This is a genomic window from Riemerella anatipestifer (assembly GCF_035666175.1).
GTDB classification, from domain to species: domain Bacteria; phylum Bacteroidota; class Bacteroidia; order Flavobacteriales; family Weeksellaceae; genus Riemerella; species Riemerella anatipestifer_D.
This window is the reverse complement of the sequence record NZ_CP142016.1, coordinates 2,290,828-2,314,650: the sequence shown is the minus strand read 5'-3', so window position 1 is coordinate 2,314,650 and position 23,823 is coordinate 2,290,828. Positions and strand designations below refer to the sequence as shown.

At 35.3% G+C, this 23,823-nt stretch carries 25 protein-coding genes, 2 tRNA genes and 1 riboswitch; of the genes, 5 read left to right on the top strand and 22 right to left on the bottom strand.

Going from position 1 to position 23,823, the window contains the following annotated elements; genetic code table 11:
• Positions 1-126 precede the first annotated feature (126 nt).
• From ppk2 (VIX88_RS11645) to VIX88_RS11580, 14 genes are all read right to left on the bottom strand, one after another.
• Positions 127-933: a polyphosphate kinase 2 gene (gene ppk2 / locus VIX88_RS11645; RefSeq protein WP_015345470.1), complete on the bottom strand. Its 807-nt coding sequence runs from the start codon at positions 931-933 to the stop codon at positions 127-129.
• Positions 934-951: 18 nt separating this feature from the next.
• Positions 952-1,806 carry a polyphosphate kinase 2 gene (gene ppk2 / locus VIX88_RS11640; protein WP_064969976.1) on the bottom strand — a complete coding sequence of 285 codons (855 nt, stop codon included), beginning with the start codon at positions 1,804-1,806 and terminating at the stop codon, positions 952-954.
• Between the two features lie 146 nt (positions 1,807-1,952).
• Positions 1,953-2,026, bottom strand: a tRNA-Asp gene (locus tag VIX88_RS11635).
• A 20-nt stretch (positions 2,027-2,046) separates the two neighbouring features.
• Positions 2,047-2,120, bottom strand: a tRNA-Asp gene (locus VIX88_RS11630).
• 152 nt (positions 2,121-2,272) lie between these two features.
• Complete coding sequence (gene trxA, locus VIX88_RS11625) at positions 2,273-2,590, bottom strand: thioredoxin (protein WP_013446810.1); 318 nt, start codon at positions 2,588-2,590, stop codon at positions 2,273-2,275.
• Between the two features lie 83 nt (positions 2,591-2,673).
• Positions 2,674-3,819 carry a cysteine desulfurase family protein gene (locus VIX88_RS11620; RefSeq protein WP_064969974.1) on the bottom strand — a complete coding sequence of 382 codons (1,146 nt, stop codon included), beginning with the start codon at positions 3,817-3,819 and terminating at the stop codon, positions 2,674-2,676.
• A 4-nt stretch (positions 3,820-3,823) separates the two neighbouring features.
• Positions 3,824-4,333, bottom strand: coding sequence for a hypothetical protein (locus VIX88_RS11615; RefSeq protein ID WP_064969972.1), 510 nt, complete (start codon positions 4,331-4,333; stop codon positions 3,824-3,826).
• A gap of 20 nt (positions 4,334-4,353) precedes the next feature.
• A complete protein-coding gene (locus tag VIX88_RS11610) occupies positions 4,354-4,941 on the bottom strand; it encodes an HAD-IB family hydrolase (protein WP_064969970.1) in 588 nt (195 codons plus the stop codon).
• A 30-nt stretch (positions 4,942-4,971) separates the two neighbouring features.
• Positions 4,972-5,697, bottom strand: coding sequence for an SDR family NAD(P)-dependent oxidoreductase (locus VIX88_RS11605; RefSeq protein WP_064969968.1), 726 nt, complete (start codon positions 5,695-5,697; stop codon positions 4,972-4,974).
• A gap of 19 nt (positions 5,698-5,716) precedes the next feature.
• Positions 5,717-6,688 carry a polyprenyl synthetase family protein gene (locus VIX88_RS11600; RefSeq protein WP_064969966.1) on the bottom strand — a complete coding sequence of 324 codons (972 nt, stop codon included), beginning with the start codon at positions 6,686-6,688 and terminating at the stop codon, positions 5,717-5,719.
• Between the two features lie 122 nt (positions 6,689-6,810).
• Positions 6,811-7,071 (bottom strand): Trm112 family protein, encoded by a 261-nt coding sequence (locus VIX88_RS11595; RefSeq protein ID WP_013446816.1) that lies wholly within the window; start codon positions 7,069-7,071, stop codon positions 6,811-6,813.
• Positions 7,072-7,073: 2 nt separating this feature from the next.
• A complete protein-coding gene (locus VIX88_RS11590; protein ID WP_013446817.1) occupies positions 7,074-7,697 on the bottom strand; it encodes a thiamine phosphate synthase in 624 nt (207 codons plus the stop codon).
• On the bottom strand, positions 7,688-8,731 hold the full coding sequence (locus tag VIX88_RS11585) for an AIR synthase-related protein (RefSeq protein ID WP_237190316.1): 1,044 nt from the start codon (positions 8,729-8,731) through the stop codon (positions 7,688-7,690). Before VIX88_RS11585 ends, VIX88_RS11590 begins: the two co-directional genes overlap by 10 nt.
• A gap of 12 nt (positions 8,732-8,743) precedes the next feature.
• Positions 8,744-9,466 (bottom strand): class I SAM-dependent methyltransferase, encoded by a 723-nt coding sequence (locus VIX88_RS11580; protein WP_004920158.1) that lies wholly within the window; start codon positions 9,464-9,466, stop codon positions 8,744-8,746.
• A gap of 59 nt (positions 9,467-9,525) precedes the next feature.
• A riboswitch (TPP riboswitch) is annotated at positions 9,526-9,615 on the bottom strand.
• A 118-nt stretch (positions 9,616-9,733) separates the two neighbouring features.
• Here VIX88_RS11580 and VIX88_RS11575 point away from each other — a divergent pair.
• Positions 9,734-10,498, top strand: a complete 765-nt coding sequence (locus tag VIX88_RS11575) for a GIN domain-containing protein (protein WP_064969961.1) — start codon at positions 9,734-9,736, stop codon at positions 10,496-10,498.
• Positions 10,499-10,579: 81 nt separating this feature from the next.
• Here VIX88_RS11575 and VIX88_RS11570 read toward each other — a convergent pair whose 3' ends face one another.
• The 3 genes from VIX88_RS11570 to VIX88_RS11560 all read right to left on the bottom strand — a co-directional run bounded on the left by VIX88_RS11570 (position 10,580) and on the right by VIX88_RS11560 (position 13,937).
• A complete protein-coding gene (locus VIX88_RS11570; RefSeq protein ID WP_064969959.1) occupies positions 10,580-11,971 on the bottom strand; it encodes a dipeptidase in 1,392 nt (463 codons plus the stop codon).
• A gap of 100 nt (positions 11,972-12,071) precedes the next feature.
• Positions 12,072-12,719: an OmpA family protein gene (locus VIX88_RS11565; RefSeq protein ID WP_064969957.1), complete on the bottom strand. Its 648-nt coding sequence runs from the start codon at positions 12,717-12,719 to the stop codon at positions 12,072-12,074.
• A gap of 66 nt (positions 12,720-12,785) precedes the next feature.
• Positions 12,786-13,937, bottom strand: coding sequence for a class I SAM-dependent methyltransferase (locus VIX88_RS11560; protein ID WP_064969955.1), 1,152 nt, complete (start codon positions 13,935-13,937; stop codon positions 12,786-12,788).
• Between the two features lie 168 nt (positions 13,938-14,105).
• Here VIX88_RS11560 and deoC point away from each other — a divergent pair, with 168 nt between their 5' ends.
• Positions 14,106-14,852, top strand: coding sequence for a deoxyribose-phosphate aldolase (deoC, locus tag VIX88_RS11555; RefSeq protein WP_222535094.1), 747 nt, complete (start codon positions 14,106-14,108; stop codon positions 14,850-14,852).
• A gap of 131 nt (positions 14,853-14,983) precedes the next feature.
• On the opposite strand, the gene VIX88_RS11550 is transcribed toward deoC, so the two are convergent.
• Both VIX88_RS11550 and pdhA read right to left on the bottom strand, forming a co-directional pair.
• Positions 14,984-16,582 carry a 2-oxo acid dehydrogenase subunit E2 gene (locus tag VIX88_RS11550; RefSeq protein WP_064969951.1) on the bottom strand — a complete coding sequence of 533 codons (1,599 nt, stop codon included), beginning with the start codon at positions 16,580-16,582 and terminating at the stop codon, positions 14,984-14,986.
• Positions 16,583-16,660: 78 nt separating this feature from the next.
• The gene (gene pdhA / locus VIX88_RS11545; RefSeq protein WP_064969949.1) at positions 16,661-17,662 is read right to left on the bottom strand and encodes a pyruvate dehydrogenase (acetyl-transferring) E1 component subunit alpha; all 1,002 of its coding nucleotides are present in this window, start codon (positions 17,660-17,662) and stop codon (positions 16,661-16,663) included.
• 192 nt (positions 17,663-17,854) lie between these two features.
• Between pdhA and VIX88_RS11540 the strand changes: the two genes are divergently transcribed.
• Together VIX88_RS11540 and VIX88_RS11535 are read left to right on the top strand one after the other, a co-directional pair.
• On the top strand, positions 17,855-18,235 hold the full coding sequence (locus tag VIX88_RS11540) for a BlaI/MecI/CopY family transcriptional regulator (protein WP_064969947.1): 381 nt from the start codon (positions 17,855-17,857) through the stop codon (positions 18,233-18,235).
• 22 nt (positions 18,236-18,257) lie between these two features.
• A complete protein-coding gene (locus tag VIX88_RS11535; protein WP_064969945.1) occupies positions 18,258-20,519 on the top strand; it encodes an FUSC family protein in 2,262 nt (753 codons plus the stop codon).
• On the opposite strand, the gene VIX88_RS11530 is transcribed toward VIX88_RS11535, so the two are convergent.
• Genes VIX88_RS11530 through VIX88_RS11520 form a run of 3 tightly spaced genes read right to left on the bottom strand, consistent with a single transcriptional unit; the run spans position 20,492 to position 22,936 of the window.
• A complete protein-coding gene (locus tag VIX88_RS11530; protein WP_064969943.1) occupies positions 20,492-21,103 on the bottom strand; it encodes a 4'-phosphopantetheinyl transferase family protein in 612 nt (203 codons plus the stop codon). The two genes, VIX88_RS11535 and VIX88_RS11530, sit on opposite strands and share 28 nt — an antisense overlap.
• A gap of 17 nt (positions 21,104-21,120) precedes the next feature.
• On the bottom strand, positions 21,121-22,263 hold the full coding sequence (locus VIX88_RS11525) for an inorganic phosphate transporter (RefSeq protein ID WP_064969941.1): 1,143 nt from the start codon (positions 22,261-22,263) through the stop codon (positions 21,121-21,123).
• Between the two features lie 34 nt (positions 22,264-22,297).
• Positions 22,298-22,936 carry a DUF47 domain-containing protein gene (locus VIX88_RS11520; protein ID WP_064969939.1) on the bottom strand — a complete coding sequence of 213 codons (639 nt, stop codon included), beginning with the start codon at positions 22,934-22,936 and terminating at the stop codon, positions 22,298-22,300.
• Positions 22,937-23,226: 290 nt separating this feature from the next.
• Here VIX88_RS11520 and VIX88_RS11515 point away from each other — a divergent pair, with 290 nt between their 5' ends.
• Positions 23,227-23,787 (top strand): hypothetical protein, encoded by a 561-nt coding sequence (locus VIX88_RS11515; RefSeq protein WP_064969937.1) that lies wholly within the window; start codon positions 23,227-23,229, stop codon positions 23,785-23,787.
• Positions 23,788-23,823: the final 36 nt, after the last annotated feature.

Here is a 23,823-nt window from a genome sequence, read left to right as displayed (position 1 = left end):
ATAATTCAAATTTATTTTTGTTTTTACCCTGACAAATGTACTAATTTTTATATGAACCACCAACCTAGATATTCCGCAAACCTAAAACAAAAAAGGCGACTAATAAGCCACCTTTTGTAAACTATCTTAATCTTCTAACTCTTCGTGAGTTATCACCTCTGAGTTCTTCGGTTCGTACGGAATTTTATCCAATATATACTCTAATGCTTCTACTCTTGCCTTAGATTTTTTATTGGCTTTTAGTACCTTCCACGGTGCAATTTCTGTATCCGAAACCTCAAACATTTTTTCCTTATATTCCGTATAAACATCCCATAAATCTAAAGCCTTAGCATCTACAGGACTATACTTCCATTTTTTAAGTGGATTTTCTATAATATCAGCAAATCTCTTTGCTTGTTCTTCTTTTGAAATGGAGAAATACAACTTGAGCAAATAAGTACCCGAGTTTACTAGCATTTTTTCAAACTCATTGACTTGCGACATAAAAATATCATACTCTTCTTTTGTACAAAAACCATTAACAGGCTCTACTACTGCACGGTTGTACCAACTTCTATCAAAAAATACAATTTCCCCTGCTTTTGGCAACTGACTGATGTATCGCTGAAAATACCATTGACCTTGCTCTACCTCATTAGGCTTTGGAAGAGCAACCACACGATGCTCTCTAGGGTTAAGATGCTCAGTAATTCTTCTTATCGCCCCTCCTTTACCAGCGGCATCTCTACCTTCAAAAATAATGATTACTCTCTGTTTATTTTCTACTACCCAATTTTGCATTTTGATAAGCTCTTCTTGTAATTTAGCCAATCTTTTCTCGTACTTTATCGTACGCAATGCTTTGTCTGGATTAAGCGTATCTGACTGCAATAGAGCGTAAAGACCCTTTTTAGTATCTAGTTTTTTATATTGTGTATCTGTAAGTTCCATATTGATGTTTATTTATAATTAAAAATCTATTTGCTTAATCATTCTAAAGTACCTCTGTACCACACTAGGGTCTGGGTTAAGAGAAACCTCACTCTCTCCTTTCCCTTCGTAATTAAACTGACTAAGCACATACCTTATCGCCTCTAGCCTCGCTCTCTTTTTATTATCAGACTTCACCACCACCCAAGGCGAAAAGGCATTATGAGTTCTAGAAAACATCTGATTTTTGTATTTTGTGAACTCGTCCCATAGTTCCTGTCCTTTTTCATCTACGGGGCTATATTTCCATTTTTTCAGTGGATTTTGAAGCCTACTATTAAAACGGAATAACTGTTCATCTTTACTTACAGAAAACCAAAATTTAATAATATGCGTCCCCGATTCGTAAAGCATATGCTCAAACTCTGGCACCTGAACCATATATTCCTCATATTGCTCTGGCGTACAGAACCCCATCACAGGCTCCACTACCGCTCTATTATACCAACTTCTATCAAAGAAAACAATCTCACCAGAATTAGGAAGTTCTTTAATATATCTACGAAAATACCATTGTCCTCGCTCTACATCTGTAGGTTTATTAAGAGCTACAATACGCATAGCACGAGGGTTAAGATGTTCCGCAAAACGCTTAATAGTCCCCCCTTTACCAGACGCATCTCTACCTTCAAAAATAATAGCAACTTTTTTACCCGTATTTTTAATCCAGTTCTGAAGATTTACAAGTTCAGTTTGTAACAATTTTAACTCATCTTCATACTCTATCTTTTCTATAAGAGCAGCATATTTAGAATCTTCATCTTGATTCTTGTAGAGGTATTTCATCAGATCCTCTTTGGTTTTCATTTTCTCTAAATCAGTCTTTGGTATCATATAATAATCTTACTTTTATTTTACTCTATAAAGTTAAGATTATTTAGCTAAAAATGAAAAGTATCTAAGATGATTTTTAACAGCAAGAAAAGTCTAAAAACAAAAAAACCTCCAGTTGACACTAGAGGTTCTAACCATAAATACTGCGATCCGGACGGGGCTCGAACCCGCGACCACCTGCGTGACAGGCAGGTATTCTAACCAGCTGAACTACCGGATCAGAAAAAAGTTATAAAAAAGCGATCCGGACGGGGCTCGAACCCGCGACCACCTGCGTGACAGGCAGGTATTCTAACCAGCTGAACTACCGGATCTTTTTATAAGAACATTATTCTTAATTATGTATCAGAACGCTTATCTGAATAATGTGGTTGCAAAAGTATAACTTTTTTCAATACAAACAAAATTTTATATAAAAAAAAGCACCTTCATTTTAGAAAGTGCTTATAAATCAATTTATTTTTTTTTATAAATGTGCTGATAATTTTTCTGCAATAACCTCCTTAGGAGACACGCCTACTAACTTATCTACCACTTCTCCATTCTTGAAGATAAGAACTGTAGGTATATTTCTAATACCGTACTCCATAGCTACCTGCTGGTTGTTATCTACATCTACTTTACCTACAACTGCTTTGCCTTCAAAATCATTTGCTAATTCTTCTACGATAGGTCCTAGCATTCTGCATGGCCCACACCATACTGCCCAAAAGTCTACTAATACAGGCTTGTCTGAGTTTATTACTACTTCTTTAAAATTGCTGTCTGTAATTTCTAATGCCATAATTTTACATTTTTAGTCTGCAAATATATTACTTTATTCTTTTATTTTAGTATTTATATATCGATAGTTAATATCGTTTATTTCTATAATTCTTGCTGTATTTCTTTAAGAGCCTTTACCAATGCATCTATATCAGCCTTAGTCGTAAGATGGCTAAAAGATACTCTTAGAGGTGTGGTATGCTCCATATCTTCTTCATCTACTACCATCATCATTACCATAGAAGGCTTACTAGCCCCAGAACTACACGCACTTCCTTGAGAAACAGCAATACCTTTCATATCCAACTGCAAGCTCAATAACGGATTTTTAAATGGCAGTAGAACACTCAATACCGTATAAAGGCTACTATCCTGCTCAGCGCTTCTTCCGTTAAATTTAACTCCTGAAATATTTCCAGATAATTGCTCTATTGCGTAATTCTTTATGTCTTTAATATGAGAAGTATAATTTTCTAGGTTGCTCATTGCAATTTCTAAAGCCTTGCCAAGTCCTACAATGCCACTCACATTTTCTGTGCCTGCACGAAGACTTCTCTCCTGAGGCCCTCCTGTTATAAGCGACTGAAGCCCTGAAGCTTTCCTAACAAAAGCAAACCCCGCTCCTTTAGGTCCGTGGAATTTATGAGCACTACAAGAGGCAAAATCCAAAGGCACTTCTTGAAAATCTAAATCTAAATGAGCTACCGTTTGCACCGTATCCGAATGGAATAAAGCTCCATTTTCTTTACATAGTGCAGATACCTTTTTGATATCTAAAATATTACCTATCTCATTATTGGCGTGCATTAGAGTAACCAAAGTTTTTTTATCCGATTTCTTTAATTCTTGCTCTAGTTTTACCAAATCTATATCACCCTGTGCATTAGGACGAAGATATACCAACTCCACGCCCTTGCGTTTCTTCATATCCAAACAAGTCTCCGCCACGCATTTGTGCTCTATAGGAGAAGTAATAATTCGCTCCACACCCAAATGCTCCACACAAGATTTAATAATCATATTATTAGACTCTGTACCGCACGAAGTAAAGATAATTTCGCCAGGTTGCACCTTTAAATAATCAGCGATTTGGCGTCTCACAGCTTCTATCCTAGTTTTAGCCTCTTGCCCTATACTATGCGTAGAAGAAGGGTTACCATAACAAAATTTCATAGAGTTTACCATTTCCTCTATTACTTCGTCTAAAAGTGGCGTAGTAGCCGCATTATCTAAATATATTTTACTCATTTTTTTATTTCAGTATGATATTATTAAACTTTAAATTCTTAGAAACTGAAAAAACCATCCACGGTGTGGTAATGACCTGCACTTGCATTTCTGGTTCTCTAATAGATGTTTTTGAAGGCGAAGAAGACTGATTTTTTTTCATATAAACTTCCAAAGTATCACCTACCAATTTAACACTATCAATACCTTGAGGCTTATGCATACCTGCTCTAAAAGTTCCTAAATGATAAAGAATTACTTGTTGATTTTTAGGAAAAATTAATTTAGGCTCTTTACTCTTCTCCTCATTTGGATTTAAAACTACAAATTGGTTCGTAGATAAAACCCTATTAAGTTCCTCTTGAGAGTTTATAAGTCTAAAGCCCCTCTTTTCTTCCCCTCCAGAAGCTTCCGAATAAAACAATCTTTCCTCTTGTTTTTGCTGATTACTAATCTCTTGCTTCATAACTTTCCGCTTTTGAGGAGTACACATCGTAAAGATGCCTAAACCTAAGGTTAAAAGTAAATTTTTCATCACCAATATTTTTGGCTAATTTAATGAAAAAATTGAAACAAACCTTCATTAGCCCATTTCAGCATTGCGTGGTCTCCTGCTGTATCTCCAAAGGCTATACTTTTATCATATTTAAGCCCTTCTGTAGCCTGTTTTATTCTTTTTACTTTTTCTTCTCCGTTGCAATTTTTGGTTTTAAACTTACCTGAAAATTTCCCATCTTTAAACTCGGCTTCCGTAGCCAAAAGCCCCATACCAAAATGCTCCGCAAAAGGGCGAACCCAAATATCCAACGATGCCGTTACAATGAACGCTACCGTCTTCTCTTTATCTATTTTTTCTATAAATTCCAAAGCATTAGTCCTGAAAAGTTTTGGATAATATTCTTCAAAAAAGGCTTTAGACTTCTTCTCTATTCGCTCTTTAGATTCTCCTGCAAGTATAGAAGCAATAAAGCTCTCTTTGACCTTCTCTGCTTTGAGAAGTTTCATTTTCAAAAGAATAAAAAGTGGAATGTACCTTAAAAATTGTATTCTATATTTACTGCTGTTATAGAATTTAAGATATAGAAATAAAGTGTCCTCTGTGGTAAGTGTACCATCAAAGTCGAATAGATATAGTTTTTTCATAAATGAAGAAAGGTACTTTAGGAGCTAATTTTAAAGTTTCAATTTTTTAAATATAAACTCAGGAATGTTTTTTATAATCAACATAACAGCCCACCATATAGGCAGTACATACGCCACATTCCTTTTGGCTTTGTAGGCTTTATATATAGAAACCGCTGCTTGTTTAGGTGTTGCAGTGAGTTTGGGATTAAGTGGCATACCTTCCGTCATTTTAGTAGCCATAAAGCCTGGTTTCACCGTCATTACATGCACTTTTCTGTGGAACAAATAATTTCTAAGTCCACTCAGATAAGCAGTTAATCCCGCCTTAGCACTCCCGTAAATAAAATTACTCTGTCTGCCTCTATCTCCTGCTACCGAAGACAAAACCACCATAGTTCCCGCTCTTTTAGATGCCATTTTTTCGGCAAAATAATTGAGTAACGGAACAAGTTTAGCGTAGTTAATATCAATAATAGCTTCTGTATTTTTGTGATTTAATAATCCCTCTTCGGTGCCTTTACCTAAGTAACCAGAAGCACAGAATAAAAGTTCCGAATCTACTTCTTCTAAGGCTTTAAAATTAATAGGTTGCATCAAATCCAACATGATAACTTGGCTATGCTGAAGATATTTTACTTCTATATGTTTTGCAAATTTCTCTGCACTTTCTCTATTAGAAGTGAAAAGATAAAGATTTCTAAATCTTTGCCCCTCAGACAACACTTCCTCCACAAAGGCTTGTGCCACTTCCGAATTACTACCTAGTACAATCATATTTTAAGATTTTGGAGAATTAAGATTCTCTTTTCAAAAGGTAATTAGCCAACTCTATAAAAGGTTGTTTTTTATCTTCTGGTAGATTAATGGTTTTTAAACAATCTTGACCGATTTGGTTGTGCTTTTGTATCAATCTCAGCACCTTTTCATCTACTTTTGTTCTTCTAAAAATCTTCTCTACACAGTAGATTTTATCTATATTATCCGTCTTTTTAGAGTACCAATAGTTAAGCTCTTTTCGCTCTTCCTCAGTCGCGTTTTCCATTGCTAATAGGTAAAGTACTGTCTTTTTATTTTCAAAAATATCCCCTGCGTGTTTCTTTCCAAACTGCTCCTGATTTCCGAAGACATCTAAATAATCGTCCATAATCTGGAACGCAATCCCAATATGTTTACCAAATTGATACAACGCCTCTGCCTCCTGTTCGGTAGCTCCCGCTATCATAGCCCCTATCTTAAACGAAGCTGCACTAAGCACCCCCGTTTTATAGGTTATCATTTTTATATAATCTTCGTAGGTAACGCTAGAGTTGGTTTCAAAATTAACGTCCATCTGCTGCCCCTCGCAAAGCACCGCTCCCGTTTCGGAGAATAGAGTGATACACTTTTTAAATAGTTCTGGCTCTAAATCTTCAAAAAACTGATAGGCTTTAATGAGCAATGCATCTCCCGACAGAATACCTACATTGATGCCGTGTAGCGTATGTATTGTAGGTTTATTTCTTCTAAGTGGCGCATCGTCCATAATATCGTCGTGGATAAGCGTGAAATTATGAAAAAACTCTATAGCCAAAGCTGGTTTCATCGCTTTTTCTAAACTACCTCCAAAAAGCTCGCACCCCATTAGTACCATAATAGGCCTCAGGCGTTTTCCTCCGTGAGAAATGATATAATTCATAGGCTCATAGAGTTCTTTTGGTTCGTTTTTAAATTGATGCTTTTCTATTGCTTCTGCTACTAAGTCTTGATATCTGTCTAAGAATTTCATAAGTCTTTTTTATCCGTGAATATTGCCACAAAAATAATGATTTATACAGACAAAAGCACAAGTTTTTATTCTTTATTAAAGAATAAATAGGAATTTAAAACATAAACTGGTTATAACTATATCTATCCTTCAATGAGGCGGAATTGAGTATCTACTTTATTATCTAGCCAACGATTTAATAAAGGTCTCTCTAACTCAAACTCCCTATATTCATCAGGACTCATAATAGGAATACCTGAAACTATAGGATAAACCCTTCTACAATTATTACAAAGCAAATATCCTTCCTCTACACTTTCTTCAGTCTCTTGCTTTACTATCGTTAATTCTAACTCTTGTTTATCAAAAGGACAACAGAGTTTCTCTATCGTTTTTAATCTCATATTCAGGTCTTTTTTAATTTTAGTTTATACTTTTTAATTTCTTGAATTGGTTGTTCAGAATCCATTATACCAGAAACCACAGCTATACCAGAGCAATTTAAGTAGGTTAATTCTCCTACATTTTCAGGTGTTATACCCCCAGCTAAAAAGATTGGTATTTGCGTTATTTTTTGGGCTTCACGAACTGTATCAAATCTTACAAATTCGCAACTATTTGCTGTAGATGACGGAAATATAGAACAAAATGAAATATAGTCCATCTTTTGTTTATTAGCCCATTGCACATGTTCCAAATCGTTATTACAGGTAATACCCATAATAACTTTACGCCCTAACTCCCGCCTTATTGCTTCAATATCATTTGGTTGCACATCAAAATGAACTCCATCTATATTTACCTCCCTTAACAGTTCCCAACGGTTATTAATCAATACAGGAATATTTTCTTTGTGACAAATCTCAATAATTCTATTTATGATGTCTAAAATATTATCATTGTCATTAAAATTATCCCAGATCTGAACCGCTACAATACCCTCTGAAATAATCTTTTCCAATTTTATCAACAAGGTATCACGATGCATTGACGGATTTACGATAAGATAAATCCCATTTTTTATTTCCATCCTCTTTTTAATGCTTTAAAAAATGCTTCCCAATAAGGGTATTTTTCTAAATACTCAAATTCCGTCACCTCATCATTTTTAATAAGTTTCATACCATGTTCTTTACCACATAATTCCCCCACAGATACACACGGAATACCACTAGCTTCCAAACGAGAAACTACATTTGTCACAAATTCTTTTTTACAGGTAATAATCATAGAACCTGCACCTATGCAATTTCTAGGGTCTATATCAAACAGATTACATATTTCCGTTTGTACTTCCGCCAGTGGCAATTGGTCATAGTAAATCGCCGCTCCATTATCCGAAGCTTTTGTTAATTCATAGATAGCCCCTAAAACACCACCCTCCGTTACATCATGCATAGCTGTAACTTCCTGAAAATCTAAATCCTGACCCACCGCAACCAGAGCATCTTGTAACGATGAGGTCTTATAAAAAGACTCACAAGCTAGTTTATAAATTTCGTTACCAACTTTATCAATCACTACTTTAGGAAAACTCATTGCAAGAATTGCTGCGGAAGAGATGGCACAAGACTTAGTTACTAATATGATATCTCCTGCATTCGCATATTTTGACAATAATATTTTGGACTTAGGTGCAATGGTAACAAAAGTTCCTCCCCCTGCAATGGTTGAGTTTTGTCCTTCAATAAATCCTGTATGCCCTCCTGTAATAGCTACTTTTATTTCTGATGAAAACTTATGCACATATTGCCAATATTCTTGAAAATCGTTTTTAGAAAGTGTAGGTGGAAGATTTAACACAAACTGACCGTACATAGGTGCGAACCCCGTGGTTGCCATATCATTGGCCATAAGATGAACTGACAACCACGCCGATTCCTGCAAACCTAGTGATGGAATTAGTGATAACGGATCACTAGTGAGTGCCATTGCCATTTCTGTATGCAAATCAATAAGAGAGACATCTACGCCGAATTGTGGACCAGCCAACACCTCAGTTCTAGGATAACCACAATTATTAAAAATAAATTGCTCAAATGAACCTTGTCCTATTTTCCCCATTTCATCAATCATTTAATCCACATCTTTAAACTGTATGTATAATCCGAAAAAATCTCCAAACGGCACTTCCCATTGCTGTATCGGAAACCATTGAGGCAATCCTGTACATTTCCACTCAATCGTATATTCTCTGCCTTTAAGTGCTTCATCAATAATACTCATCAGCATTTTAGGTGAATAAAATGTAGCCGTTATATAAAATGGATTTTTGCCAAAAATCTGCTGAATTCTCCTCCTAATAACTTTGGTAGAATATCTATTCATCATCCCCATAGCAATACCATATCTACTTACCCTAGCCGCCTCTCTAATAACCTTAACTGGATCTTTATAATACTCAAAAGTGGTGATGAAAGCGAGTGCATCAAAGGTATTGTCTTTAAAAGGCATATTATGTGAATCTGCCATTACTAAATCTCCACCAAAAAGATGTTTAGCTTGCGACAACATCAGTGGGGAAATATCTCCTCCTGTAGCTTCAATTCCTATTTTTTTCCACCAACGGGTAAATCGTCCCGTTCCACAACCAAACTCCAGCAATGTTTTCACACGCCTATCTTTGGTTATCAAGTGCTCCATGACCTTTTTCTGCCAAATTTCTGCTCGTTTGTAGCGTCCTTCATACCACAACTCATAGGTATCTGTATGTTCACGATTAAAAAACCACTCTGGTCTACCTTGCCAGTTTTGATGATTCAGAGGAATCAATCCTGTTGAGAATTTTTCCATTTTCATATACTTGTTTTTTAGCATAACCTCATGAAAAATGCGACAAGTATAGAATTGAAAATATACAAAGATTCACATTGCAATCCCTACGTTGGCATTATCCAAATCAGGTATCGGGTATAATCTCAGCCATAACGGCACCCCGTGCTTTTGTTTGCACAAATATAATGGATTATTTTTAATTACCCATCTAAAAATATCAATAGAAAGTATTTAGAATTTATTTGATCATTTTTATTATATTTGAAACATAACAATCTAAAAAAGTATATTATGAAAAATCTAAAAAAATGGATCTTATTGTTCCTTACCTTGTTTATTGTTAGCGTGTATTCGCAGAAAGTAAATCTCACCAACGCTCCTACCAAAACCCAAACGTTTGATGTGGCTAGTTTTAACCAGCTTAAAGTTCAATCCAATATAGGAGTTAAATTAGTAAAGTCTAATCAGGAGAAAGTAGAGGTAACTTCTAACGCTTTAGATTACCTTACCGTTGTTTCTAGCAATGGTGTGCTTACATTAAAATACAAGCCTAACACCTCTCTAAAAAATGCTAAAACCAAAGCCATCGTCTATACCAAAAACATCAACAAAATGGAGGTAAGCGGTGCTTCTTCTGTAGAAAGTCAAGATACATTCAATACTAGTGATATTCGTTTGAGCGGAGCCTCTAATATTTCTGGAAACTTTAATGCTAAAAATATCAACCTTAGTTGCAGTGGTGCAAGTGACTTTAAAGGTAACCTAAATGCCGATAGCACTACCATTGAAATCAGTGGTGCAAGTAATACTTCTGGAACTATTACCGCTAAGAGTGCTAAAATTGAAGTAAGCGGTGCATCTAACATCAATAGTCAAATAAACACCGCCAATGTAACTACTTTGGAAGTTTCTGGTGCTTCTAAAGCTGTTCTAAAAGGAAGTTCTAATAAAATAACAGCTAGTGCTAGTGGAGCTTCTAAAATAGATTTGTCTGACTTGTCTTACAGCAGTATAGAAAAAGAAAACAACTCTATGAGTAAAATAATCTCTAAATAATTTCTCTGAATACAAACTAAATAAGGCTACTCCTAAAAGAGCAGCCTTATTTTTTTATAATGTTACCAAGTATAGTTATATTTACTTAGTTTTCATCTCTGTATAGTATTGAAAGAAATACGGAATACTTTCTATCCCCTTATAGAAGTTATACAAGCCATAATGTTCGTTAGGAGAATGTATTGCATCTGTATCTAAACCAAAGCCCATCAATACACATTTAGCTCCTAAAACTTCCTCAAACAATGCCGTAATTGGGATACTACCACCACTTCTAAATGGTAAAACTTCTTTTCCAAAAGCTTTTTCCATTGCTTTTTTAGCCGCCAAAAACTCATTGGTATCGCTCTTTAAGACATAAGGCATTCCACCGTGGTATGGTGTTACTTTTACTTTAACGCTATCTGGTGCTATTTTCTTAAAGTGATTTACAAATTTCTCTGTAATCTCCTCTGGTGTTTGGTTAGGCACTAATCTCATTGAAATTTTAGCAAACGCCTTAGATGGTATTACGGTTTTAGCACCTTCTCCAATATAGCCTCCCCACATACCATTAACATCTAAAGTTGGTCTAATAGAAGTTCTCTCCAAAGTCGTATAACCTTCTTCTCCCTGTATACCATTAAGCCCAATTGACTTTTTAAAAGATTCTACATCATCTTTCAGTTTATTCATTTCTGCTCTTTCTTCAAGGGAAACAACTTCTACATTATCATAGAAACCTTCCACAGTTATCCTACCTTTGTCATCTATAAGACTACCTATCATTTTAGACAACACATTGATAGGGTTAGGAACAGCCCCTCCATAAAGTCCAGAATGTAAATCTCGGTTAGGACCTTCCACCTCTACTTCTACATAACTAAGACCTCTAAGCCCTGTAGTTACCGTAGGTTGCTCCATAGAATAAAGCCCCGTATCTGAAATCAGAATGACATCACAAGACAGTTTAGATTGGTTTTCTTTAAGGAAATCCGCCAAGCTAGCCGAACCAACTTCCTCTTCTCCTTCTATGATAAATTTAACATTACAAGGGAGGACATTGGTCTTCATCATCGCTTCAAACGCCTTTAAATGCATAAAAAACTGACCTTTATCGTCTGCCGCTCCTCTTGCAAAAATTGCTCCTTCTGGGTGCAACGGAGTTTCTTTAACTACAGGCTCAAAAGGACCACTTTCCCACAATTCCAAAGGGTCTGGTGGCTGCACATCGTAATGCCCATAAACCAATGCCGTAGGAAGTGATGGGTCTATAATTTTCTCACCAAATACAATAGGATAACCTTTGGTCTCACACACCTCAACCGCATCCGCTCCCGCATTAGCTAGGTGTTTTGCTACCTCTTCAGCACAGTTAAGCACATCTTGATTATAAGCTGGGTCTGCACTAATAGAAGCTATTTTAAGCAATTCTATAAGTTCGTCTAAAAATCTTTTCTTGTGGTTTTGAATGTAATTTTGTGTTTCTTGCATCAGTTTATTTTTGATGTAGTAAAAGTAATTATTTTTAATGAAATAAAAAAACGTCCCTCCTAAAGCGAGGAGAGACGCAGATTATGTACTTGTACTTTTCTTATTTTGTGAATCTTACAGACATCTTTCTGTCCGAAGCTCTTTCCTCATCAGAGGCATCTGCTGCTACTTTAGCAAATTTACTTCCGTACCCTTCTGCTGATACTACTTGAGCTCCCACACCTGCTTTTTCTAACTGAGCCTTAATAAATTCTGCTCTAGCTTGAGATATTTTAACATTAGTTTCCTCGCTACCTGTTTTATCTGTATAACCTCCAATTTTAATTTTAGCGTCTGGATACGCCTTTAATATTTTTGCTAAGTTATCTATTTGCTCTGCACCAGACTCTAACTGATTGGTAGAACCCATTTTAAAGTTAACATGGTCAAAATCATACCAAACATTCTTAAGAACATCATCTGAAGAAGATGCATACTTCCCTGATTTAAGGAAAGATAACATCGTATCTTCCATTCCACCTTTATATCCTTTTAGCGTAACACCTTCCAAGTCTATAGTTACCTCTTCTTTAGCGCCTGAAGCATGATGACCTTCCGCGTGAGCAGAATGCCCATTACCTTGTGCATCATCTGTATATCTTTCTACCCCTTCTTCTAGTTTAAGAATATTCTTATTGCCTCCTGGCTGAATCTTCTTACAAGATACCATAAACGAAATAGCAGCTACTGCAAAAATATATTTTTTCATTCTTTTAAATTTTGTCCCAAAGTTAATAAATCTCTTTTTAATAGCCTAAATATTTATTTTTAATTTTTATTTAGACCTCAAAATTACTTTACCTTTTATGGTTTGAGTAAAAATAAGATAGTTCTGTCCCCCATCTTTAAGTTTGTATTTTTTCTTAATTTCCACAGGACTTAGTGGGTAATTTTTTGAAATAATGTTATACTGCTCTCCCTTTTTTATTTCCTTAGACGAAACCTCTTCTACTTCAAGAACTCGCCCTGGAAAATCTAATATTTTTTCTTCCGAAGTGTAGAGATGTGTATTGATATGAAGCTTATTCAGTTGATATTTTTGTGCAACACTCTTAAACGCCCCCGATTTAAGTATAGCCCCATTAGGAATATACAGATATTTTTCAGCTTCAGAAAAATAGACTTGAGTATTCTCCTCACCTTTTATAATGAACGAAAAATCAGGTTCATTTGTTTCTAAATTAAAACATCTGCAAAGCGGAGAGCTGTTTTCCTCTGCACTTCTGTCCATCAAAACTAAAACTTCTTTCACTTCATTTTTTACCGCTATAACATCTATGGAAACGATATGAGACAAAACGGAAATCAAGTATTTAATATCAATAAGAGGAGAAAGTTTAACCAACACCTTTGGAGAAATCTCCAAAAGTTGATTTTTAATCTCTAAGATATTAGGCGATAAATCCTCTAAAAGAAATTTTTTATTTTTATTATTATCTCTTCTAGCAGGGTCTAAATAGACCAAGTCATACAGCTTTTGGTTATTTTCTAAAAAAGTTTCCAGATTTGTATTGATGAAATCAGCCTCTCTACCAAGTTCCGTCCAATTATGTTCAACTAATGATAAAAGAGAGCTATTTTGCTCCACAAGAGTTACTTTTTTAAAGTTTTGAGACAGAAAAAAAGCATCTATCCCGAAGCCACTAGTTAAATCCAAAAAGTGATTTCCACTAAACCTTTCTCCTTTAAAAGAAGCCGTAGATTGCGAAGAGGATTGTTCTAAATTAAGATGAGGAGGAAATAAAATGCCACTTCTATCCAAAAAAGGGAATTTTTTACGAGCTATCCTACGTCCTTCTATCTGCTGAACTAAATCTTGATTGTTAACCCCTTCAAAAATCGGTTTTTTCAAAAGAATTTTCATCACATCTTCTTTGAGGTGTGCTTCTATAAAATCCTTCAATTCCTTTCTCTGTAGACACTCCATTCTGTTTTTAGTTTAGCTGTACAAAGGTAAACTTTTATATTTATTGCAACCATTTGTCCTTAATCTTTCTTTTTTTAAATTCATTACAAAAGTCATTAGATTACTCATTTAGAAAAGAAGAAACTTTCGTATCTTTGACCCCTATTTTAACCCTTAAAAAATAAAGCAATGATAAACGTAAAAAACTATCTAGACTCTACTTATCTTAAAACTCCTGAACAGGCTGGAATTACTCCAGAAGAAACTAAAGCAAAGGTAAGAGAACTAACTGATGAAGCAATTGATAATGGACTTTTCGCTGTGATGATTCGTCCTGATTTTGTTAAAGAAACTAAAAATTATTTAGCTCAAAAAAATGCTAAGGTAGTACTAGGCACTGTAATTGGGTTTCACGAAGGTACAGCGAGTATAGAGTCAAAACTAAATGAAGCTCAAAAAGCAATAGAAGATGGTGCTGATGAACTAGATTTTGTTATCAATTATACTGCTTACAAAAACGGCGAAAATGATTTAGTTAAAGACGAATTTTTGCGTTGTACAGAACTTTGCTTAAACCACAAAAAGATAGCAAAGTGGATTATTGAAATCGCTGCTCTTACAGATGCTCAAATAGAGGATTTGACTAAAAAAATAGCAACTTGGGCTACAGATACTTTTAAGGAAGAAGACCTAGAAAATATTTTTGTAAAATCTTCTACTGGTTTCTATCAAACAGAAGGTGGCAAGCCTAATGGTGCTACTTTTGAAGGTATTGAAATAATGCTAGAAAACGCAGGGAAACTTCCTGTGAAAGCAGCAGGCGGTGTAAGAACACCAGAAGACGCCGAAAAAATGATTGCTCTAGGCGTGAAAAGAATAGGTACTTCTTCAGCAATGGCTCTTGTAAAAGGTGAAAACGCTTCGGAAGGATACTAAGAAATAAAAACATATTATTAAAAATAACCTCTGCTTCTTAACAGAGGTTATTTTTTATCCTAAATACAAACCATAAAAAACTCCATATCCTTTTGATATGGAGTTTTATTTTTATTAAAGTATTGCAAATATTAAACTAATAATGCAAACGGATTTTCTAGGTAAGTCTTTAATGTTTGTAAAAACTCTGCACCAGTAGCACCATCTACCACACGGTGGTCACACGCTAAAGACAACTTCATAGTATTACCTACTACAATTTGTCCGTCTTTAACTACAGGCTTCTCTATAATAGCACCTACCGAAAGTATACAAGAGTTCGGTTGATTGATAATAGAAGTAAATGTTTCTATTCCAAACATTCCAAGGTTGGATATTGAGAATGTAGAACCTTCCATTTCGTTAGCTTTAAGACCTTTAGATTTTGCTCTAGAAGCCATATCTTTAACTCCTGCAGAAATTTGACTATAATTCATAAAGTCTGCATTCTTCAATACAGGTACTACTAATCCGTCTGGGATAGCCACTGCCACGCCAATATTGATGCTACCATGATGAATAATCTTATCTCCCGCCCAGCTACTATTGATTTGAGGGTGCTTTCTAAGAGCCATAGCTGTCGCCTTAATCACCATATCGTTAAACGATACTTTAGTGTCAGGAAGTGAGTTAATTTCCTTTCTAGCAGTGATGGCTTTATCCATATTCACCTCTACCATTAAATAGTAGTGAGGTGCTGAAAACTTACTTTCAGAAAGTCTTTTTGCGATTACATTTCTAACTTGAGAGTTAGGTGTTTCTGTAGTTTCTCCAGCAACAAAATTCATAGCTACTTGTGCAGCTGGCGTTACAGAAGCAGAACGCTGTTCTGTTGCGTTTGGCTGATAGTTTTCTATATCTTTCTTTACTATTCTTCCGTTCTCTCCAGAACCTTTTAGATTTGTAATATCTATACCCTTCTCCTCTGCCATTTTTCTAGCCAATGGAGAAATAGCCACTCTATCTGTTGAAACACTAGCATTAGATGTTGAAACATTTTCTGCTTTTGAGCTAGAAGCTACACTTGACTGTTCTTGTTGAGCTTGAGGCTTACTAACCACTCCGCCATTAGAAACTATAGCAGAAACATCTGTTCCAGCAGGTCCTATAATGGCTAATATTTTATCTACTTCAGCTGCTTCTCCCTCTCCTACACCTTGGTATAAAAGAGTTCCGTTAAATTCTGATTCAAAATCTTGAACGGCTTTATCTGTTTCTATTTCTGCAAGAATATCTCCTTCCTTTACAGCATCTCCAACCTGCTTATGCCACTTGGAAACCTTACCTTCTGTCATTGTATCAGACAGACGAGGCATATTAATTACCTCAACACCCTTAGGCACTTCTACTGATGACGTAGTTTCAGTTACCGTATTTTCCACAGAGACACTTTCTGATGAAGCTGGTTGAGGCGTACTTTGATTACCGCCCACAAGCCCTGAAATATCTTCGCCTTCTTTCCCTATAATTGCCAAAATAGTGTCCACAGGAGCTGCATTTCCTTCACTTACACCTACATAAAGTAGTGTTCCGTTAACCTCTGATTCAAAATCCTGAACCGCTTTATCTGTTTCTATTTCTGCAAGAATATCTCCTTCCTTTACAGCATCTCCAACCTGCTTATGCCACTTGGAAACCTTACCTTCTGTCATTGTATCAGAAAGGCGAGGCATTGTAATTATTTCTGCCATATTATTTTATTTATTATGTTCTATATTATGTTCAAAGAATAAAAATTTTATTCCTTAATCATAATCTTCACTTAAATTTTAGTTTTCTAATTTATCTAAAAAAGGATAATCTGATGTAGAATAAACATATTCATAGACCTTTTCAGCATCTGGGAACGGAGAGTTCTCCATAAATTCCACACATTCTTCTACGAAAGCTCTAGAATTTTCATCAAGTTGCTCTAGCTCTGCCTCTGTAGCCCATTTGTTATCTAAAATCCTTTGTTTTACAAGTTCAATAGGGTCTTGCTCTTTATGAATAGCTACCTCCTCTTTAGTTCTATAAGGCTCTGCATCAGACATTGAGTGTCCTCTGTAACGATAAGTTCTAGCCTCTATAAATGTAGGACCATCTCCTCTTCTTGCTCTTTCTATAGCTTCAAAAGCAGCCTCAGCAACTTTCTCAGGATCCATAGCATCTACTGGTAAACAAGGCATTTCATAACCTAAACCTAGTTTATAGATATCTTCGTGGTTAGCAGTTCTTTTCACAGACGTTCCCATAGCGTACTGGTTGTTTTCACAAACAAAAACCACTGGAAGTTTCCAATTCATTGCCATATTAAATGTTTCATGTAAAGACCCTTGACGAACGGCACCGTCTCCCATAAAACAAATATTGACTGCTTTTCTATCAAAATATTTATCAGCAAATGCAATACCTGCTCCCAAAGGAATTTGCCCACCAACAATACCATGCCCACCATAAAAACGGTGTTCTTTACTAAAAATATGCATAGAACCTCCCATACCTTGCGAAGTCCCCGTAGCTTTACCACATAGTTCTGCCATAATTCTCTTAGGGTCTACCCCCATCGCCATAGGATGTATGTGACAACGGTAAGCAGTTATCATACTATCTTTGGTTAAATCCATAGCATGAGTAAATCCTGCTGGTATCGCTTCCTGCCCATTATAAAGGTGTAAAAAACCTCTAATTTTCTGTTTCAAGTAAAGAGAACGACACTTATCTTCGAAGCGTCTCCACATAGTCATATCTTCATACCACTTAAGGTAAACTTCTTTGGAAAATTCTTTCATAGCTATTTTCAAATATATTGCAAAAGTAAGAAAAATCTCATTTAATATAATACTCTTTCAAAAAGTTTATTGAACTGAAACTATGAAATTCACTTACTTCAATACCCCAAAAACAAAAACACTTATATTTTTTACGTTAGACGCAAGAGTTTTAGCTAACATTTAGTTATTTTTGTAGCAAACTATTCATCAATGATAACACCACTCACTACCGCTGAGGAACAACTTATGCAAGTTGTATGGGAATTACAAGGAGCTTTCCTTAAAGATATTGTGGAGGCCTATCCAGAACCCAAACCTCATCAAAACACCATTTCTACCTTCCTTAAAATATTAGTAGAAAAGGGATTCATAAGCACAGAGAAAGAAGGTCGGATTTTTTTCTACAAAATAGAAATTTCCAAAGAAGAATATGAGCTTTTCTTACTCAAAAATTTTGTAGAAACTTATTATACCAATAACAAAAAACTATTGATAGAAAGACTTTTAAACGAAGAGCTCATTACCACCAAAGACCTTTCTAAATTCTGTAAAAAAGAAAAAAAGAAGAAGAAAAAAAAGAAAGAAAAATAAAACCTACCTCGATGTAAGCTATATGAAATACACCACAGAACTTAAAAACTTTTTTTCTAGTCAATATTTATATGCTGGGGTAAGAATTTCTTTGGCTATTGTTATACCATCTATTATTTTCAGTTATTTAGGAGTTTTCAAAGATTTTTTCCTATTTCCTTTAGGTACAAGCTTTATCGCCTTGGTAGATTTGCCTGGTTCATTCGTAAGAAGACGAAACACTTTAATTGCCGCTATTATCGCTGTTTTAGTGGTATCTACTACCGCTAGCTTGCTCAAAGATTATAGTCTGCTGGTGTTTTTAGAAATTATCATTTTTGGAATGTTTTTCAATATGATAGGAGTCTATGGTGCTAGACTGGCTTCCGTTGGTGGACTTTCTTTGGTGGTATTAGCTATTTTTATTGACGGACACCTTACTGGTAATCATATCATTAAAAGTTTGTTTATTTTCACATTAGGAACGCTTTGGTACTTACTTTTATTACTATTACTATCTAGACTACAACCTTATAAACTCGCCAAACAACTCGTAGGCGAAAATTACTTAGAACTCGCTAAGTTCCTAGAACAGAAGTCTAAGTTCTACTCTAAAGATTCAGATTTAGACCAACTGGTAACGCAACTTACCACACAACAAATTTTCATTAAAAATATTCAAGAGGAAACTAGAGAACTCCTTTTCAAAACTAGAAAGTTTGTTAATGAATCTACCACTGCTAGCCGACTTTTAATGATGAATTTCATTAGTAGTATTGATTTGTATGAAAAACTTCTCACCTCCGATAATGATTATTCTAAAATAAGACAATTTTTCGGCAACGAAGAGGTATTTAACAAGATACAAAGAATGCTGTTTATACTCTCCATTGAGCTTAAAAACATTGGCATAAGCATACAAACAAGCAGCACTCCAAAGCCCAAACACGCTCTTACACTAGAGCTAGAAGATTGCTTTAACATCTATTTTGATTTAAGAAACCAGAAGCTATCGGCAGAAACTTTAGACTATTTCTTACTCCTGCGACAAAGTATGATGAGACTAGCGGAACTTACTGAAAGTATCAATCAGATTTATAAAGTTTCATCACAAGATACCAAACTCGCTAAGAGTTTATCTTCTGGATTGGATTTGTCAAAATTTCTACCAGATGAAAATCCTATCAATTTTAAGGTGTTTAAAAACAATCTTTCCTTAGATTCTGCACAATTTAGATACTCTATTAGAGTAACTATAGCTATGCTGATAGGCTACGCAGTCTCTAAAATAGATGCTCTCAGCATAGGACACTCTTACTGGATTCTCATTACCATTGTCGCTATTATGCGTCCTGCATACAGCATTACTAAAAGTAGAAATCTCCTTAGACTTTATGGTACTTTAGTAGGTGCTTTTTTAGGGACAGCGGCTATCTATTGGGTTACCCACCCCGTTGCACAAGTTTCCGTATTATTTATTTCTATGGTATTCTGCTTTGCAACTTTCAGAACACGCTATTTTTGGGCAGTTCTTTTTATGACGATTTACATCTTTTTGGCATTCAACTTTTTAAACCCAGGGCATTTTGAAGTCATCTTAAAGGATAGAATTATAGATACTATCATCGCTGGGATTATTGCTCTTTTCACTTCGTACTTTATCTTTCCTGTTTGGGAGCATACCCAAAACCAAACCCTTATGCTCAATGCCATCAACCATAACAAAGCCTATTTTGAAGAAATTATAAAAACGCTACAGCACAAAAATATTACCGATGAAAAATACCGTCTGCTAAGAAAAAATGCAACCATTGCTTTAGCCAATTTATCCGACAATTTCCAAAGAATGTTATCTGACCCCAAAAACCAACAGAAAAAACTGGAGCATATTCATCAATTCGTTAATACCTCACATCTATTAACGGCTTATATTGCTTCTTTATCGCAATACGCTAAAACCACAAAAGATTACCCTGAAATAGATTTTGAAGCGTGGGACACCAAGATAAACGCCGAACTAAGCAAAATAAAAATTGCTCTAAATAATAAGTTCTACGATGAAACATTAGACAAACAGAGCCAACTAACACCTGAAGATTATGTACACCAACTTCTAAACAAAAGGAAAACGGAAATTTCCGAAAATGAGTTTTATAATACACGAGATTCCAAAAAGGTAACTTACCTCACCGAACTTAAAAGCATACAAGAACTCCTAGAACTGATTTTCAGTACCGCCAAAAAACAAAGAAAAGTAAGTCTAGAACTAAGAAAATACTACGCTTCTTCCGCTACGGCTAAGTAATAATCTTCGCCTATAATCTCCAACTTTGCTCTGTATATATCTGCGTTACCAGTTAGGCTATTAAGCACCTTACATTCCACCGAAGATAGGTTATCCAGAGAAAAAGGCAACACTTCGTAATGTTCTCTAAAAGACCAATATTTAGCCGAATGGATTTTATATAAACTCTCCTTAATCGTCCATAATGCCGTCAGATAAGATTCTTCATCTTGAGAAGAAACCCAAAGTTTTTCGGAAGGATAGAGTATTTTCTCCTTTAAGCGAACTAATTTATCAGACTTCTTTTCTATATCCACACCTATTTTTCTAGGAGCGATTGCCAAAACTGCATAAGGATATGAATGACTGATTGAAATAAACGCAGAAGAAGGCTCCAAGTAGGGTGTTCCGTCTTCCAAATAAAACAACTGATGGAGAGGCAATGCCGAATTGAGCATTCTCCTTACCATCAGTCGTTCGTATTGTTTTTTTATTGAAATTTTAGATTGAGTATCTATTTCCTCATGCCATACCTCCTTTTGTTCATCGTGTTTCCAAACAAGAACAGCTATTCCTTTCGTAGAAAACTCTTTGTAAAGAGGCATTTATCAATTTTGTATTTTTAAAACATTATCACAATAAGGTACGTAATCCCTGCTACTATCGCACTAATTGGGATTGTAAGTATCCATGCCCAAAGCAAACTCACTGTAATACCCCAACGCACTGCAGAAACCCTCTTTGTAAGCCCAACTCCGATAATAGAACCCGTAATCGTATGGGTAGTAGATACAGGAATACCAAAGTGGTCGGTTAAAAATAGAGTAACCGCACCCGCTGTCTCTGCACTTACACCTTCTAATGGTGTTACTTTAGTGATACGAGTTCCCATTGTTTTCACGATTTTCCAACCACCACTCATAGTTCCTAACGCAATAGCCACAAATGATGCTAACGGAACCCATACATAATCTTTCGCAAAATAGTTGAACCTATCAGTAGGAAGCATTTGTGCGTATATATCTGTACCACCTACCATATCTACATGGTAGAAAATCACTGCTGCTCCGATAATCCCCATCACCTTTTGAGCATCATTAAGCCCATGCCCTAAACTGAACAAAGCTGAAGAAACCAACTGAAGTTGTTTAAATGCTTTTTCCGCCTTGTGAGGATTAGACTTTTTACAAATATTGATGATAATGAGTGTAATAATAATAGATACTACCATACCAATAAAAGGAGCCATAAAAATGAATAAGAATATTGGTATTACCTTACTATACTTTACTACATCTTGAGAAAACAACTGTTTAAAAGCCAGTTTCATTGTTTCGAAGGTAGACAACTCTGGTTGTGCCGATACAATCTCGTGATAATCCAAAACCAAAGCGTGCATAAGAGCGGCTCCTAAAAACCCACCTATAAGCGTATGTGAAGAAGATGATGGTATCCCAAACCACCAAGTTAGAAGATTCCAAGCGATAGCCGCCATCAATCCTGAAAAAATAACTTCTAGATTGATGAAGTCTTCGTTCACCGTCTTGGCAATAGTATTACCTATCTTAAACTCTCCTACAATGTAGAAGGCTATAAAGAAAGCGGCAAAATTCCACACAGCAGCCCAAAGTACTGCTTGAAAAGGGGTTAAAACTTTAGTAGAAACAATAGTCGCTATAGAGTTAGCGGCATCGTGAAAGCCATTGATATAGTCAAAAATAAGTGCTAACGCAATAATGACAATGAGCAGTATAGGAAATTCCATACTTTTTTTGTTTTAAGTTAAATTTAAAAAACCTCTAAGCGTATTTGATGATAATATTATCCAAGATATTAGCTACATCTTCTGCCTTATCTGTTACCTCCTCTAAGTAGTTAAGCACTTGGCTTACCTTAATAACATTTATAGGATCTCCAGACTCAAATAGTTTTATCATCGCTTGGCTATGCACATCATCAGCAATGTTTTCAATGCTATTGATTTTGATAGTAGCCTCTTTAACCGCCGCAGGATTTTTAAATTCTTTAAGGTTTTCTATCGCTACTTTTATCTGTAAACAAGACTTGTGTATAAGCAACGAAAGTTCTTGAAACTCGTTAGTTTCAGGGCTTTTATATAGAAATATATACTTAGTAGAAGCATAAATATAATCCGCTATATCATCTAAGGCACTAGCTAAGTAGTGAATATCTTCCCTATCAAAAGGAGTAATAAAGTTTTTACCCAATTCTACATAAATTTCGTGAGTAATATCATCATTCTGATGCTCAAGGTCACTCATTTTTTTTAGTAAAGAATCGTCATTGATATCAAAATCTTTGATGCCTTCGTGAAACAGTTTAGACATTTCCACTAAATTATTAGCTACTTTTTCAAACAGCACGAAAAACACTTTATCTTTCGGCTGAAAAACCTTGAATATATTACCTATTCCCATTTTATTTTTATTTTTTCAGACGGCAAATATCTGTATAAACTCGGAACTAGAGAAATTCTAATGTTAATTTTTCTTAACATTTGATAAAAATCATCATTATAATACTTCTCTTTCAGTTACAATGCAGTCTATGATAGACTTCCGTTAAAAAAATTATTTTGATAACACTCCCCAGCAAGTATTTTTTTGAATTGATAAATGGAAACTATTACAAATGCTTAATAAAAACTTAACATACTTATAACCATATAATGCTAACTTTGGCAAGGAACATTAAATACTAACAGATTATGAAAAAAATCCTTTTGGCTCTATTTTTTATAGCAGCAATTACCGTAAGTAAAGCCCAATCAATTTTGGGGAAATATGAACAATCCACTTTAGTTGCTCCTAACGAATATCGGGACAGCGAAAATGATGTAGTGATAACTAAAGACGCTAAATCATCAAAGAAGATATGGATTGCCAACCTTATACCTAATCAGAGAATTTTTGCAATACTCCATACTAAAGGAAATGGAAATATCATTTATTCTGTTCCTAAACAATTAGCAGGGAACTATCGGGTAAATATGGGGTGTGTAACTTTTAAAGAACACGATGACGATGATGATGGAGAAGAGGGCAAACTTATTATATCTCTGAACAACAAAAATAATTGTTTCGGACTAAACCAAAAAGATTACGATGCACCTGTGAGTATAGGAAAAGGAGGTATAAAAGCTGGTGGCGTAACGGTAGGAAGCAACGGAACGATATCCACTGGAAGCGTTGATATAAAAAGAGGCAACATAAAAGTAAATCCTAAAGAGGTAATGGCAGGAATCCAATACATAGGATATAAAAAATAGAATATAAAACAAAACATTGCCGCCTCAATAGGGAAT

What these genes read in the sequence shown, in the direction of transcription:
- ppk2 (WP_015345470.1), bottom strand. Translation starts at nt 933, where the DNA reads ATGGAACTTACAGATACACAATATAAAAAACTAGATACTAAAAAGGGT.
- ppk2 (WP_064969976.1), bottom strand. Translation starts at nt 1,806, where the DNA reads ATGATACCAAAGACTGATTTAGAGAAAATGAAAACCAAAGAGGATCTG.
- trxA (WP_013446810.1), bottom strand. Translation starts at nt 2,590, where the DNA reads ATGGCATTAGAAATTACAGACAGCAATTTTAAAGAAGTAGTAATAAAC.
- VIX88_RS11620 (WP_064969974.1), bottom strand. Translation starts at nt 3,819, where the DNA reads ATGAGTAAAATATATTTAGATAATGCGGCTACTACGCCACTTTTAGAC.
- VIX88_RS11615 (WP_064969972.1), bottom strand. Translation starts at nt 4,333, where the DNA reads ATGAAAAATTTACTTTTAACCTTAGGTTTAGGCATCTTTACGATGTGT.
- VIX88_RS11610 (WP_064969970.1), bottom strand. Translation starts at nt 4,941, where the DNA reads ATGAAAAAACTATATCTATTCGACTTTGATGGTACACTTACCACAGAG.
- VIX88_RS11605 (WP_064969968.1), bottom strand. Translation starts at nt 5,697, where the DNA reads ATGATTGTACTAGGTAGTAATTCGGAAGTGGCACAAGCCTTTGTGGAG.
- VIX88_RS11600 (WP_064969966.1), bottom strand. Translation starts at nt 6,688, where the DNA reads ATGAAATTCTTAGACAGATATCAAGACTTAGTAGCAGAAGCAATAGAA.
- VIX88_RS11595 (WP_013446816.1), bottom strand. Translation starts at nt 7,071, where the DNA reads ATGAGATTAAAAACGATAGAGAAACTCTGTTGTCCTTTTGATAAACAA.
- VIX88_RS11590 (WP_013446817.1), bottom strand. Translation starts at nt 7,697, where the DNA reads ATGGAAATAAAAAATGGGATTTATCTTATCGTAAATCCGTCAATGCAT.
- VIX88_RS11585 (WP_237190316.1), bottom strand. Translation starts at nt 8,731, where the DNA reads ATGGGGAAAATAGGACAAGGTTCATTTGAGCAATTTATTTTTAATAAT.
- VIX88_RS11580 (WP_004920158.1), bottom strand. Translation starts at nt 9,466, where the DNA reads ATGAAAATGGAAAAATTCTCAACAGGATTGATTCCTCTGAATCATCAA.
- VIX88_RS11575 (WP_064969961.1), top strand. Translation starts at nt 9,734, where the DNA reads ATGAAAAATCTAAAAAAATGGATCTTATTGTTCCTTACCTTGTTTATT.
- VIX88_RS11570 (WP_064969959.1), bottom strand. Translation starts at nt 11,971, where the DNA reads ATGCAAGAAACACAAAATTACATTCAAAACCACAAGAAAAGATTTTTA.
- VIX88_RS11565 (WP_064969957.1), bottom strand. Translation starts at nt 12,719, where the DNA reads ATGAAAAAATATATTTTTGCAGTAGCTGCTATTTCGTTTATGGTATCT.
- VIX88_RS11560 (WP_064969955.1), bottom strand. Translation starts at nt 13,937, where the DNA reads ATGGAGTGTCTACAGAGAAAGGAATTGAAGGATTTTATAGAAGCACAC.
- deoC (WP_222535094.1), top strand. Translation starts at nt 14,106, where the DNA reads ATGATAAACGTAAAAAACTATCTAGACTCTACTTATCTTAAAACTCCT.
- VIX88_RS11550 (WP_064969951.1), bottom strand. Translation starts at nt 16,582, where the DNA reads ATGGCAGAAATAATTACAATGCCTCGCCTTTCTGATACAATGACAGAA.
- pdhA (WP_064969949.1), bottom strand. Translation starts at nt 17,662, where the DNA reads ATGAAAGAATTTTCCAAAGAAGTTTACCTTAAGTGGTATGAAGATATG.
- VIX88_RS11540 (WP_064969947.1), top strand. Translation starts at nt 17,855, where the DNA reads ATGATAACACCACTCACTACCGCTGAGGAACAACTTATGCAAGTTGTA.
- VIX88_RS11535 (WP_064969945.1), top strand. Translation starts at nt 18,258, where the DNA reads ATGAAATACACCACAGAACTTAAAAACTTTTTTTCTAGTCAATATTTA.
- VIX88_RS11530 (WP_064969943.1), bottom strand. Translation starts at nt 21,103, where the DNA reads ATGCCTCTTTACAAAGAGTTTTCTACGAAAGGAATAGCTGTTCTTGTT.
- VIX88_RS11525 (WP_064969941.1), bottom strand. Translation starts at nt 22,263, where the DNA reads ATGGAATTTCCTATACTGCTCATTGTCATTATTGCGTTAGCACTTATT.
- VIX88_RS11520 (WP_064969939.1), bottom strand. Translation starts at nt 22,936, where the DNA reads ATGGGAATAGGTAATATATTCAAGGTTTTTCAGCCGAAAGATAAAGTG.
- VIX88_RS11515 (WP_064969937.1), top strand. Translation starts at nt 23,227, where the DNA reads ATGAAAAAAATCCTTTTGGCTCTATTTTTTATAGCAGCAATTACCGTA.